This is a genomic window from Paenibacillus eucommiae (assembly GCF_017874215.1).
GTDB lineage: Bacteria > Bacillota > Bacilli > Paenibacillales > NBRC-103111 > Paenibacillus_AI > Paenibacillus_AI eucommiae.
Genome location: NZ_JAGGLB010000016.1, coordinates 96,121 through 110,402, shown reverse-complemented (window position 1 = coordinate 110,402; position 14,282 = coordinate 96,121). Strand labels below are relative to the sequence as shown.

General features: G+C 43.2%; 13 protein-coding genes. All 13 read right to left on the bottom strand.

Translation table 11 applies throughout. The annotated features are described in order from the left end of the window. Position 1 precedes the first annotated feature (1 nt). Positions 2-865 carry a helix-turn-helix domain-containing protein gene (locus J2Z66_RS22240; RefSeq protein WP_209974499.1) on the bottom strand — a complete coding sequence of 288 codons (864 nt, stop codon included), beginning with the start codon at positions 863-865 and terminating at the stop codon, positions 2-4. A gap of 201 nt (positions 866-1,066) precedes the next feature. After that, positions 1,067-1,315, bottom strand: a complete 249-nt coding sequence (locus tag J2Z66_RS22235; RefSeq protein WP_376774457.1) for an iron chaperone — start codon at positions 1,313-1,315, stop codon at positions 1,067-1,069. Positions 1,316-1,494: 179 nt separating this feature from the next. Continuing rightward, entirely contained in the window at positions 1,495-1,647 is a 153-nt protein-coding gene (locus tag J2Z66_RS22230) for a hypothetical protein (protein ID WP_209974497.1), read from the bottom strand. Positions 1,648-1,818: 171 nt separating this feature from the next. After that, the gene (locus J2Z66_RS22225; protein WP_209974495.1) at positions 1,819-2,436 is read right to left on the bottom strand and encodes a VanZ family protein; all 618 of its coding nucleotides are present in this window, start codon (positions 2,434-2,436) and stop codon (positions 1,819-1,821) included. 222 nt (positions 2,437-2,658) lie between these two features. Continuing rightward, complete coding sequence (locus J2Z66_RS22220) at positions 2,659-4,080, bottom strand: ABC transporter substrate-binding protein (RefSeq protein WP_209974493.1); 1,422 nt, start codon at positions 4,078-4,080, stop codon at positions 2,659-2,661. A gap of 230 nt (positions 4,081-4,310) precedes the next feature. After that, positions 4,311-6,251, bottom strand: a complete 1,941-nt coding sequence (locus J2Z66_RS22215; protein WP_209974491.1) for an ADP-ribosylglycohydrolase family protein — start codon at positions 6,249-6,251, stop codon at positions 4,311-4,313. 30 nt (positions 6,252-6,281) lie between these two features. Further along, positions 6,282-7,955 carry a DUF6259 domain-containing protein gene (locus J2Z66_RS22210; protein WP_209974489.1) on the bottom strand — a complete coding sequence of 558 codons (1,674 nt, stop codon included), beginning with the start codon at positions 7,953-7,955 and terminating at the stop codon, positions 6,282-6,284. 11 nt (positions 7,956-7,966) lie between these two features. After that, positions 7,967-8,755, bottom strand: coding sequence for an SDR family NAD(P)-dependent oxidoreductase (locus J2Z66_RS22205; RefSeq protein WP_209974488.1), 789 nt, complete (start codon positions 8,753-8,755; stop codon positions 7,967-7,969). 26 nt (positions 8,756-8,781) lie between these two features. Beyond that, positions 8,782-9,897, bottom strand: a complete 1,116-nt coding sequence (gene dgoD, locus J2Z66_RS22200) for a galactonate dehydratase (protein ID WP_209974486.1) — start codon at positions 9,895-9,897, stop codon at positions 8,782-8,784. A gap of 42 nt (positions 9,898-9,939) precedes the next feature. Then, entirely contained in the window at positions 9,940-10,965 is a 1,026-nt protein-coding gene (locus J2Z66_RS22195) for a DUF4432 family protein (RefSeq protein ID WP_209974484.1), read from the bottom strand. A gap of 4 nt (positions 10,966-10,969) precedes the next feature. Next, a complete protein-coding gene (locus J2Z66_RS22190; protein ID WP_209974482.1) occupies positions 10,970-12,352 on the bottom strand; it encodes a sialate O-acetylesterase in 1,383 nt (460 codons plus the stop codon). 159 nt (positions 12,353-12,511) lie between these two features. Next, positions 12,512-13,342, bottom strand: a complete 831-nt coding sequence (locus tag J2Z66_RS22185; RefSeq protein ID WP_209974480.1) for a carbohydrate ABC transporter permease — start codon at positions 13,340-13,342, stop codon at positions 12,512-12,514. 3 nt (positions 13,343-13,345) lie between these two features. Next, positions 13,346-14,257 (bottom strand): carbohydrate ABC transporter permease, encoded by a 912-nt coding sequence (locus J2Z66_RS22180; protein WP_209974478.1) that lies wholly within the window; start codon positions 14,255-14,257, stop codon positions 13,346-13,348. Positions 14,258-14,282 lie beyond the last annotated feature (25 nt).

Genomic DNA, 14,282 nt, shown 5'->3' with positions numbered 1-14,282 from the left:
ATTATAATAAAAAAGCCTTTCGTGCACATTCATCCATTACCTCTTCACTGACAAATGGTGCTATGGATACCAGTGCTTTTGCGCCTTCTTTTTCAAAGGCTCGCTTTGCACATTCGTCTATCGTTTCCTCACTTATAAATCGGGCCATCGTTACTAGCGCATTCAGGCCCTCTTTTTCAAAAGTAATCTTTGCACATTCGTCTATCGTTTCCTCGCTTATAAATGGCACCATCGTTACTAGCGCATTGAAGCCCTCTTTGTCAAAAGTACGCTTTGCACATTCGTCCATCGTTTCCTCACTTATAAATGGAGCCATCGTTACTAGCGCATTGAAGCCCTCTTTGTCAAAAGTACGCTTTGCACATTCGTCCATCATTTCCTCACTTATAAATGGCGCCATCGTTACCAAGGCATTGAAGCCCTCTTTGTAAAAAAATTGCATTGCAATTTTGTCTATGGTCTCCTCGCTGACAAAGGGAGCTATGGACATGAAATCGCTTATTTCGAATTTATCTTTGACGTTCTCAACAACTTCATCGACTTGCTCCGCTCTGAGCAATGGTGCGATTTCTGAAATCTCTTCGAGCGACACTTCATTATGTTGTAAATAATCTTTAGTTGTATGATCCAACATATTTTTAAGTAATTGTGTCCCTTTACCTTCGTCTAGAATCTCATCGATACTTACACTGAAAATGTCTGCGATCTGAGGAAGTTTAGAAATATCAGGCATGGTTTCTCCTCGTTCCCAATTGCTTACCGCTTGGTAACTGATGCCGAGTCTATCTGCTAGCCCCATTTGGGTAATCCCCTGTCTCTTTCTTAACTGCATAATATTTTTACCTACCTTCGCCATATCAAACATTGTTATCACCTCTTCGTTCATGATACTTTTAGTGTATCTATTACTCTTATTTTTGTATATCAAGTGATGCTTGAGTTACACAGCTAAAATCGCGACATAATTTATTTCTTCTTTTTCATTTTGTCAATTGCTATCTCTATATTCTCAGCGGCTCTAAAATTAACGATCTTGCTGCTTATTAATTCATAAGCAGCAGCTTTTCTATAGGAAATTGTATGGCTCCCTTCGGGCTCTTGTATTCCGAAATCCTATATGATTTTTATAAGCGGCAAAATGCACCAGATTTCCTTGCAGCACAAAAGTTGGCATTTGATAACTTATCTTTTCCTTTGCATCCGGTACCAACTCTGCTATGAACGTTCTTAACGCATGAAGTATTTCCTGAACCTCAGATGAAAATTTTGAAATATAGTCATCAATTGATTCATACTCAATTTTGTTTCCTTCCATGCTTTCTCCTTTCATGAGCCCCGAGAATGTACTATTGATGCTGCTAGCCATAGACCTACTTCACATTAGTGCTAAAAATATCTTATCATGTTTGAAATTACTAGTCTGTAAGTAATATCCACTTTGTGATATATATTCGAATAAGAAAGGCAATTCGTTATTGATAAAGCCTATTAGAACTATTCGTTCTTATTACTCTTCATAAGTTCTTTAATCTCGCGCAATTCATTTAAGATTTCTTTTGAATACTGAGTACTTCTTGAATTATCTACCCCTGCTTTTATAATTAGTGCACCCACCAACGCATAAATGATAAACATTATTATACCCATTTTGCTTCCCCCCCTTCTTTATTATCTTAAGCAAATTCTGCAGCTATAAATTCAATGTCAGCCCCCTCATTCTCTAGACTTCTGCAGATGCTGTTCCTATTCCATTACGTCTTGCCCCCTAGCGGAGGAAGGGTTGGCACTCGATAACCCTTCTATGAGCGTCTGACTTACTTACTTATTTTTCTTGTACAATAGAATGACAAGCTTGAATAACAAAAAAGCAATATATCCGCCTGCTGTGTTGAGAATAATATCATCAATATCAGTGCTCCCAGCTGAAAATATTAACTGCGTAATTTCAATTGAAAAGGAAGCCAAGAAAATTACGAATAATGATTTTTTCGCTGTTGTAAATTGTTTAAAAAGAAAGTGAAGATAAATTCCCAAAGGCATCAGCATAATAAAATTCCCGATGATTTGTCTATCTAATAAATGATAATCACTTAAAATATTAAAAGGGACGATGTTGATTCTTCTTATCCAATAGGAATTTGTAAAGGCATTCTCGAAGGACAACGGAAAGATTGTTAAATTAAAAACAGACAAAACATATATATAGAAACTGGCTTGTACAAATATCAGAAAAATGAATGTTTGTTTTCTCCTTAAAGTATCAATCAACACAAAAATAGTCAAAGGTACTGTATTTAATAAAATATCTGAAATGTGAGTTATTGTTAAATCATTCGGTAATAAATAACCATACCTTGCAGTCACTAAATCTAAAATCAATAAAAAGAATGGAGCTATAACTATAATTTTTTTGAACAAATAAAGTTTTCCTACCATATTAATCCTCCGAAATTTACCAACAAGTAACGATCATTCACAAAACTCGCCTTAAAATATTCCTCTATAGGCATGTATGTTTAATTTCGTCCAGACAATACGCATTCTTAAGGTCTCAAAGATAAACCGCCAATGGATCATTGACGATTTAGACATTCCTTATTTATCTTTCGTTCGGTTGTTGCTCCTGCTTCTGCCTCTATTTCTGTTGCGGCGGCATTATCAATTTTCTGTCTTAGCATCTGCTTCTGCTTCTGCTTCTGCTTCAATTTTGGCCTTATCCATAGCTTCCTGCCCTTTATTTTGTATGATAAGCAGCGCTTCATCCAACGATTTCTTACCCTCTACCATTTGTTTCATTTCCTCATCAATAATTTGATTAAAGGCTGGATAGAAATTCTGAGGTACTTTTTCATAACCTTTATACAGGTCTGGATCGGCTTTAAGCTTGTAAAAAGCTTCTAAGTTGTGACCGTCCTTATCTTTAATATAGCTAGTTCGAGAAAGAAGCTGCTGGGTGGAGCGTGATATGATTTTCGCGAATTCGTCACTGTTTAAATATTTGATAAACTCCCAAGCCGCCCGTTGTTCAGTCGATTGGGCATTAATAGCCATCAGTTCACTTACACCAAAGCTGTTCGTCAAATCTGGATTTTTAAGATCGACTGGGGCTGTAACGAGATCCCAATTGAATGGCTTGAAATCCTTTATTTCATTTTTAGCTTGTTTAATTTGGTCCAACATATAGTAGCTGCCTATAGTCATTGCTGCTCTTCCTGATATGAAATAATCTCTTTTTAAGAAGTCCCCATAGGTAGTCTGCATGTTATTATTTTCTGCTTTAGAAGAATTCATCGCCTTTGAGTTCAGTGCATCTATACTGGTCTGAAAAACTCTTTTCCAATCGTCCGTATTAATCGTTACTTTTAGATTTTCAGGGTCTATTATCGATAATTTCTCAGTTCCACCAATCATGCTAGCAAACTGATAGACTGAGGCCTGTCCATAATTATTCTGGAAAAAACCATAAATACGTTTGTCTTCTTCGCCTGTAGTCGGGAATCGTTTGGCTAAATCCAGCACCTCGCTCCAACTCATTTGATCCCTTGGCACTTCAATCCCATACTGCTCGAAAAGATCTCTATTATACATTAGAACGTTACTATAAAAGGACGCTGCCAAACCATACAGTCTGCCATTCCCTTTGCTTCTGAGGATATCCGTAACCGCAGGTAAAATATTCTCAATATCGAACTTGTCCTTTTGGATCACTACATCTAAGTCCAGAAGCTTCCCATCCGCAGCCATTTTTTCGTATTGATTGATATCCAACATCAAAACATCTGGTTTTTGTTCCTCAATTATTTTATCAAATTCCTTCTCTGGATCCTTGCCTTCGCCGCGCATACTTTGGTTCGATATCACCTCGATATCCACATTGGGGAATTTAGAATAGAATAAGTTTCCATATTGCTGAAAGAAACTTCTTTCATCATAATACATGACTTTAATCGTTACCTTCTCGTCTTTTTCCAATGCTTTCATAACCGTACTATCGCTATCTTTATTTCCCTTTAAACTACATCCAGCCAGTACAATCGACAAGCCTACTATTAAAACCAAAACAAGATTAAAACGTCTCAATTCAACACTCTCCCTAAAAATAGTAAAAAATAATAGTTTGACCCAAAGAGATAATACCATAATTAGGAAAAATATTGCAAATCCATCCATGAAATTACGAAATCAATACTTGGTTTCAAAAAGTTTCAAACTGAGGAATGTACGTTAAAGGGTAGTGAATCTATGCACAAAATAAAAGGACAAGCCGAAAATAATTCGACTGTCCTCACTGCTGTTGAAATATAAATATATTATGAAAACGGTTCAATCAAACTAGAAAAATCAATATACCAATGTGTGAAATTCGGTTCATTCTCAAAGGGCAAGTCTCCCCTAATGCCAAAGCTAAACTCGAAATTGCTGTCTGAACGTACCACTTTGAAAATGAGCTGATTGTGCCCCTTTTTCATATGCATGGGAATATCGTCGTTAAATGGCATCCACAGCGTATGCTCATTGGCTTCACCTTTCAGCTCTCCATTAAGCCAAAATTTGTAGGCATCGTTGTGACCAATTGCAGCAAAAACATCACGTTCCGTTGGAGCATACACATTGTGGATCACATAAACGCAAGCTTGCCCTTTTAGCGCATAGACATCATTTAATGCGAATTTATCCGTGTGCAGATTGGCATAGGTTCCTTCAAGGCTATTAACCTCTTCAAAGGATTCATCGATATAAGCTTTATCAATATTGACGTAGTTGTTAAAATTCGCTCTTCCGCTTGGCCGTCCTCTATAAAATGGATGATTTTGATGAATGCGAGTGTCATAGATATCCCAAAACGGACCAATAATTTTCACACGGGCAGCGCCTGCCAAACCAAATTTCTCCTCAGCCATGACCCCACCATTGGGTCCAAGCCATTGTACAGTCGAGAGGTTCGTTTGCGGAATTGCCGTGAGATCCGGTTTGACCCGGAAGGTCAGCAGCATTTCCTGCTTTTCTCCCGCTTCCAATCTTATATGGGCTTGCTCAAAACTAACCACTAAGCTTTCAGCAGAATGAATATGAATGATTCCAGTTTGTGCCCGTTCCCCTTGATTATGCAAAATAAGTGTCACTCGAGCTGTCTCGCCATAACCTATCGACGGATTTCCCTCATATTGAATTTCAATGGAACAAGGAGAATCAGGAGAATCAGAAAAATCCTCCGTACATTTTGGCAGTGATGGCCTTATATGTTCTGGAATATCGGTGATTTCAATGGGCAGCAGCCGGTCTCTAATAAGTGAAAGTCCGGCGGCACAAGTATCCTCAGCCAAATCTTTAATCAGCTTGGAACGCCTGTTCAATTCAAACCACATTACATATTCCGTTCCCATCTTGTCAAGCCACAGAGCGGGAATTCCATTCGCCCCAAGAAGCTGCCCCAGAATAGCCCCGGAGGTCGCTGCTGTACAGTCGGTATCATAACCGCTATTGACAGCAATCATCATCGTTTCCGTAAAATCTCCCCTGCCAAACAGAAGCGCCAAGACGGTCAAGCCAATATTTTGCACGCAATGGGATGCATCTGGAGAAGCATAATGCCTTAACATCAACAGCCTTGCTTCTTTCCAATCCAAGCCTTCGTGGAACGCGTCTATTACAAATCGCACACAGCGGGTTAATTCCGAATCCTTAGGAACAAATTGCAATCCATGATCAATCAGCCGAAAAATATCGTGTTCAAAAAATGCTTGTGCCTCTAAGGCAGCAAAAAATTGCTCTCCATAAACCGCCAGTGAATCGTGATCCAATACGCCATCCATATGAGCATACTTTGCGGCAAGCCCGGAATCCCCCGGACAAATAAATCCCCAAATTTCAGAGCGAATAGGACAGCCCATTGAATTGCTGAAATAATCATTATTAAATACACCGGAATAGGGGGGAGCAATGCCCATTCTATAGTTTTTGACAAAATAGCCATATTCATTAAAAGGATACCAGCAATGCTCCAGCCAGCCATCAGCTAAATCACGGCTATCGATTCCAGCACCTTTTTGCTCCAGAACATGCAGCCATAAAATTTGCAAATCCAAATCATCGTTGGGAGGTATGATTTCAGGAAATACAGTATCTATAGTAAAATCGAGCAGATCTTTATGATTCTCCATCCTTGCTCCGATCGTACCTCCAATGCATTTTCCCAGCCATCCTCCGTGGACTTTATTTAAATATTCCGAGTAGCTCATTGTTAGCATCATTTAACATCCTTCCGGCGTAAGCTGAACACTTTAGTTTCTTAATCCATTGGCCCGATCGAACAAATCGCGAACCGATTGATTGGGCTTCAATAAATCATCAATGGTTCGATCATTTAATGTCATGCTGGGCATTCCGCCTAATTGTTCATGTACCCGAATCCGCAGTTCTGATGCTTCATCATGTCCATCATTGTTGCAATAGGCGATAAACTTCGTATGCCCGCGATAGAGCAGATCACAAACCCTATAGGCATATTGCTCCAAGCCTTCTATGCTTACACGATGAGATTGAAACAAGTGCAGCTGGGTAAAAGCTTGATAACGCATGGAAACCTCGTTCAAGCCCTCTCCTCCAATGATAAGCCCAGGCTTCATCCGCGTTAGATCGCCCATAATCATCTGTACGCCATCTATGCATGTCCTGCCTTCAAGGACGGCATTTTGAATATTCGGCAGTCCATTGGTTTGGTCCAGGAATACACAGTCGCTTTGCTCCGGATTCAGGACGGTCAGAACCTGCTTGGTAATTTCATTTCTCCAGCGGGTCAAGCCCATATGAGTATAAGACAATAATACGTCCGTCTCCGCATACCTCTCCAGAAGCGGATTCTGCGGGCAGGAAGCAAAATTACCGTTATTCAATCCTGTATACCAGGCCATTAACGCTGCCGTTTCCACATCCCTGTATTGGTATTCACTGAAAAGGCGAAATAATTCATGATTGGTTGATATGCTAAAAACATTAAAGTGCAGCATGACATGAAAGCCCATGGCTCTGGCTTTATCCAGAAAAGGGCGGATATGGGGATCCAATACATAATTCGGATAATTGCGGTCATACGGATCTGACCTCCACCCTGGAAAGTGAATCAGAACATGCTTAGGTGCTATATATTGGGCTATTGCATCAAGCACCTGCGGGTCAGCCGGACACCATGAAACGGCAAAACGAATCTCCTCCTGCCATGCGGCTCTTTGCGCGCGGATTTCCTTCAGCTTCCAGGCCGATTCCAGCCAATCGGCATATCTTTCCGCCGCAGCCTGCCACCCGTTGATGGAAGCAGCTAATCTCCATGTATGCCCGCCTACTTCTTTTTTATCATGAAAGGGTCCGTTATTTTCTGTTTCAAGTCCGATCTGTATGCCGTCGGCATCCCGATTTATGTTTAATGCCTTATAGCGATCCTCCGGATCCTCTGTCCAGGCATAGAAGCATTCACCCGCTGCATTTTCCATAAAAAGAATGGCTGCTTCCCAGGCATAAGGCCAAGCCAGCCGTTCCTTCCTTAAATAAGGACAGTCCCTATCAATCCTAACCCCTTGATAGGTCGGAATTATTAAATCGCGATTCGCATCCATCCTGCCTAAGTTTAAGCTCAGGGCTTTAAATCCAGTCCTCGTTGTAATCGCACAGGGAGTGATCCAAATATCCTCGCCATATACTTCAATTCGCACATTGACATGTCCCAGCATTCCATCATAAATCAGATCCACGGCATGCTCCCCCAATGGAACTATGCTGCAGCTGCTAGCTTCAAAGGGCGCCTCTTTCTCGCCAGCAAATAAAAAAGTCAGGAGAGGGGTCGGCTCCACCAGCCAGCTTTGCCCGTTTATCTCAATAGACTCCAAGCGATCCTTGTTGATTCCCAACTTTACGCTAGAACTTGCGATTGTTATTGTATGCTCTTGAATGGCAATAGCCATTTCCTCACCCCTTAGTGGTCGGTATTCATGATTAAAGTGCTGGATAATCCTCCATCGACTGACAAGCAGGCTCCAGTAATGTAGGAAGCTTTATCACTTGCCAGGAATACAACGGAATGTCCGATCTCCACTGGCTCTGCAAGGCGTCCGATTGGGATCGCCCTTCCCCACCGGGCAAGCACACTACTTCTCTCCGCTTCATCGTAATGCGATAAGTCCTTGTCCGTTGTCTTGCTGCGGGTCCATCCCGGCAATACAGCATTCACCCGGATTCCGTCAGCTGCATATTCAGCCGCCATGCTTCGGGTCATAGAAACTACTCCACCTTTGGCCGCTGAATATGCCGTGAAATGTTTACTCGAAGCATTCGCATGCACGGAGGAAATATTAATAATGCATCCTTGATTGCGCGATCTCATATGCGGGAGCACATTCCTTGACATTAAAAAGCAGCCCTTCAAATCTACGGCCATCAAATAATCCCATTCCTGCGTCTTTATATCTACCAATGGTTTATATAAATGTGTGCCCACATTATTCACCAGCACATCAATTTGCCCCCACTTTTCTAGCGTCAAAGCAACGGCTCTTTCCGTATCTTCTTCTATCGCAGCATCCATTTTAATGAACAGAACCTCACAGCCCATACGCTCCAAATAAGCTTTCGCAGCCATCCCGTCTTCTTCATTGCAATCTGCAATCACAATCCTCGCGCTTTCCTTGGCAAAGCATTCGGCGATCCCTTTCCCTATGCTGGCTGCTCCTCCAGTTACAATGACTACTTTATGCTCTAATGACATCCTCCAACCCCTTCTTTCTTTATCTCCTACCAGTCCGCTACCGATTGATCATCAGCATGAAATACTTTAGGGAGGTCAAAATCACCAGAATAGCGCTTTTCCTCTAACGCCTCTTCATCAAACTCAACACCAAGACCGGGACCTTCCGGCAAATCCATATACCCGTCCCGAATCACAAACGGCTTCTTGAGCAATCCCTCACCAAGCGAAGCGTATTCTTGCACAAGGAAGTTCGGAACATTTGCCGCAAGCTGCAGGCTCGCAGCCAAGTTAATTGGCCCTAACGGGTTGTGCGAGGCGAAGGCCGCATAGTGAGCTTCCGCCATTGCTGCTATTTTCTTGCCTTCCATAATCCCGCCGCAATGGGCCAGGTCTGGCTGTACCACCGCTGCAGCTTGCTTCTCCAGCACCTCTCTGAATGCATATTTCGCAAACAGTCTTTCGCCGGTTGCAATCGGAATGCTGGTTGATCGCGCAATCATCGCCATGGCATCCACATTTTCTGGCAAACAAGGCTCCTCGATAAAAAGCGGATCAAAACGTTCTAATCCCTTTGCCAGCTTTATAGCCAGCGCAGGGCTGATGCGTCCGTGAAAATCAATCGCAAGATCGACATTGTTGCCAATTGCTGCACGAACAGCTTCGATACGTTCCATTTGCCGAATCAGGTAAGCGGGCGTTTCTAGAATCCTTGCAATCTCTATCGGCGTTTTCACCATGGTAAAGCCTTCATTGACGGCATTTTTCGCAGATTCGTAAAGCTCCTGAGTCGTTTCACCCCCAATGTGCTTATACATCCTTATGCGATTTCGCACGTTTCCACCAAGAAGCTGGTACACGGGAACACCTAACGACTTCCCCAATATATCCCACATCGCTTGCTCTAAGCCGCTTATGGCGCTGGTCAGAATAGGACCGCCCCGGTAAAAAGTTCCCCGATACATCAGCTGCCACAAATGCTCAATTCTTCTGGGATCCTGACCGATCAAGTGCGGCTCAAGCTCTTTAATGGCCATTTCTACTGTTCTTGACCTTCCTTCAACAATAGCTTCCCCATAGCCTGTGATTCCCTCATCAGTGCTCATTTTCAGAAAGGAGAATCTGGGTAATACGTGAATCACTTGAATCGAGGATATTCTCATGGTTAATCCACCTTTCTGTTTTTGGAAGATGAACAAAGTTCATTACATGTCCTGTTGCAGGGATACTTTCAAATACCAGCTTTCAGTACTGTGTCCTTGGATTGTTTTGACTTTGCCGGCATAAGACGAGCTTTCCACATCATCCAAAAAGGAAGTCGACGGCTCGATCGCCAGGTTATAATCGTTCCAATATCCGCCGTAATTGCTCCAAATCGCGAGGTAGGGCAAATCTTCAGCTGAATATTCAAATTGAAAGGACTCCTTCGTTTGCGGAGCTTGGATGCTGATATTTCCCTCAGTAACTCTATTCACAAACCAGTATTTCTCGGCATGTAATTGAAGCTTAGGTTCAACAATTCTCATATCTATGATTTGACCCTCCTTCGTTTTAATGAAAGGATAAGTGCTGTATACAGCCTCACTCTCAAATCGTTCCATCTTTGAATGACGCATAAGTATCTGCTGCGGGGGCTGTATCCCTGCAAACGGCTTCCCTGCAAGCTTCATACCTGCTTCAATTTTCAAGAGACAATGAGGTGCCCAAATATAAGAAAATGAATGCGAAGAGCAATTCTGCAGCTCATATTGGATATGGAGCGCAGATTCCTCTATACGATAGGTTTTTCTGAAAAGATAGGGCAATTGTACACCCTTCACCCAAAGCTCCAGATCGTCCCCCTTGATCGCATACTCCCAAGGCAAGCTCCACACTTCACCATGATCAGGAAGCTGTCGGCCTGAAAAAGCAGCATCCGGACTTAAACAAGGGGAAATCGTTGGAAACAATTCATCCCAACCGGAACGATCTGCCGCGTCCCAAGCCATTCCGCTGCTTAATGGCTCCTTCCAGAAGCGGTCTGTATGGTTCGATTGATCCGCATCGTTCGCATGCTCTGCATGATTCGATTGATCCGCCGTATAGATCCATTCCCGCCCTGTTTGCTTATTCATCAAGGAGACCAATTTGCTGCCTCTTGCAGGAACAAGCTCGGTGCGGATTTGCGCATTTTCTCCAATGATGCTGAGATGACCCTTATAAGAAGAGATACGCCATACGGTCCCGATCATCCCGTTAGCCTCCCCTCACTTCAAAGCTGTAAAACGCAAGAATTGGAAGGCCAGTAACGGAGTCCATCGGCAGCGAATAGGCAGGATTAGCTTCATGCGCCCCATGAATCACCGCCTTACCACAACAATCGCGCTTCAATACAACGACGATCTTATCGTTTTCTTTTACCTGCCATACATCTATCTGAACTAAACCCACATCGTCTTCCACACTAAAAACCTGAGCTTGAGGATCAATTGCCCGCAGACTGCCCTGTACATGCTCGAATTGAAGCTCGATTGTCTGTTTGCCTTCTTCTGTCGCTCCCCCATAGACTGCATGAATCAGGTTAGGCGCTCTGTATGCCATAGCTATCCCATACACCTCAGCCAGCGCTGTCTTGGCCAATCGTTCACCAATGGTTTTATTGCCTTGAGTTCCGTTATGAATGGGATCAGACAAAGCACAATCCAGTGTCGGCATCACGTACACATGCTTCATCGTGCTAGCAGCCCTTCGCTGCATCTCACGCAAGCTCCCCCACGAGTGATTTTCCCCAGGGTATCCGGTAAACGCCGTTCGGTTTAATTGTAAGGTCAAGTAGGGAAGCTCCGCGTTCCCCAGATCCTGCCGGCTCGTCTCCACCATTTGTGAAAACCTGGATAAATAAGTATGGGGCTCCTCGGAGCTACAATCCTCATACCAATACCAAGCTGCGTCCGACTCCCCCTGATACCATAACACCCCTCTTACCTTGCCTCCCACCCGCTTAATCACATCGAGCATGCTGCGGTACAGGCAGCCATTTTCTGCCGGATTCCACAGCTGCAGGTAAGTAGCACCAACCGCAGTTTGCAGCAATCCGATTGGATGGTGTACGGCTTTCTTCACTTCTTTCGCGAATGTCATAAAAGGTGAATGAAGCGCATCATCCCGCAGCGGATGAGTGGCTAGATCCCATTGCTGGTTGTTGCGAAACAAATGGATGCCTAACTCGGGCAGGTCCGAATAATCACCGGCTCCAGCGCCTTGAGCGTTGCTCTGGCCTGCAATGACCCAGATATCGCCGACGCCAACATGATGGATCATTTCCCCGCGGAATTCCCAGCTATCCTCAGCCTTCAAGCTGGTCATATACGGCTCAATCCGATATAAACCGCCTGAAGGAATCTGCAAAATTTCCGCAGTCCAGCTGCCTTCCGCCAGCATCCGATTCGATGTGGATCGTGCGACAATTTTACCGGTTTCCTCTAAAATAACCCGAATTGAGATCGCTATAGATGCTGGATCATAAGCTTTCTCGCACTCCCATACGCCTTCAAGCAATAGCTTGGCGAATCCTTCCTCTTGCTGAAGGATTGCCCAAGGCTCTACACCTTGAGTAACCCGGATTGATTTTGCGCACATGGCTGGTTGAACATCCTTTCCGCAGCAATTCCTGGATACATATACATTCCTGGATAAGCACATTTACCTTACCATGGTATTCTTTGAGCCTCAATGTGAGATAATTAAGATTCGATATCGATTTTTTCACATGATTTACAAGCACCTAGTATCACTTCCCTAGGACTTAACGGCCCCCGTCATAATTCCGCTTATGAGATAACGCTGGCCAACCATAAACACAATCAGAATAGGCAAAATGAAGATAACCAAAGCCGCTTCCTGCACTTGAAACAAGCTAACACTAGGAGCATTAGGCATAATATAGCCCACCTGCATCAGCTGTGTCGCCAATGGATATTGTCTTTCCTGCAAGAACATATAAGGCGCCAGATAATCCCCGCCCCAGCTTGCATTAAACAATAATATCCCCGCAGTCGCAATCACTGGCAAAGAAATCGGCATATAAATCCGGAAAATGATTCCGTATGTGGAGCAGCCATCTATACGTGCAGCCTCATCAAGCTCTCTGGGAACGTTCATAAAGAACTGCCGATACAGAAAGATAATAAAAGGGCTGCCGCCGAGTCCTCCAAGAATCCAAGGCCAGTAAGTACCAAGAAGACCATATTGATGAAAAAGCACATATTGCGGGATCTGAGTAACGGTTGCCGGCACCATCATCGTTGCCAAAATGACCATAAACAAAAATCCCTTGAATTTAGCCCTCAACCTGGCAAATGCAAACGCCGAAAAAAAGCTGGTAATAATCGGTATGCCCACGGAGATTAAAGCAAGGATACAAGAGTTTTTGAAGTACATCCAAAATGGTTGAAGGGTGAATGCGAGATGGTAGTTGCTAAGCGTCGGTCGAAGCGGAAACCAGGTTACTCCGGTAAGAAGCGGCTGAAGCGAATTGACGATCATCCAATACAGCGGAAATGAAAAAAGTACAGCAAGTAAAATTAATAAAGCGTATAAGGAAATACGTGTCATTCTAGTTTGCGGCATTGCTTATCTTCCTTTCCGATCATCCGTTTCATAATGAACCCATAACCGGCTGGTACCAAAGACAATCAGGGTAAGCAGGATCGTAATGATAAAAAGCACCCATAACAGCGCTAAACCATAGGCATAACGTTGGAACATAAAAATTTGCTGGTACGTATGCACCAAATATAAATAAATCGGCCGGATGGGAACCCCCATTAATCCGCTATTGGATGTAAGCAAAGTGGCTTGGGCAAATATTTGCAAGGAGCCAATAATTCCAAACACAAGATTAAAGAAAATCACAGGTGTCATCAGCGGAATGGTAATTAGACGAAACCGGTAGAAGGGTCCCGCTCCATCAATGGCTGCCGCCTCGTAGAGCTCTGGAGAAATCCCTTTTAACCCTGCCAGGTATATAATAATTCCGCCACCGCAGCCCCAGCTTAACAAAATAACCAGCGAGAGCGTAGCATGGTCATAGCCGAGCCACTGGATCGGGTTAAAGCCTATAACATGCAGGAAGCTGTTTAATATTCCATTATCTGCAAATATATATTTCCACATCAGCCCCACCGCAGTGATAGGCAGAATCGCAGGCAAATAATAAAGTGACCTGAAGAAGCCAATGGCTTTAAAATTATTGTTAAGTAACACAGCGATCATAAAACCGATAACCGTGCTAAAAAAAACATTTAAGGCACCTACCATAAAAGATCTGCCCAGCGAATACATCGCGTCGCTATCGTTAAATACATTGTTGTAATTACGCAAGCCCACATTTCGGACATGATCAAAGTTAAAGCCGGCAAAGTTAGTAAAGCTCAAGTAAAATCCATATAACAGAGGGATAAGAGAAAGAAAAAGAAATATGATTATCCATGGAAATGTTAGAATATAGAACTCCTTCGTTTCTCTCCGTTCGCTCTTGCCCATGTTCAGTCCATCACCCTTCCGCTTC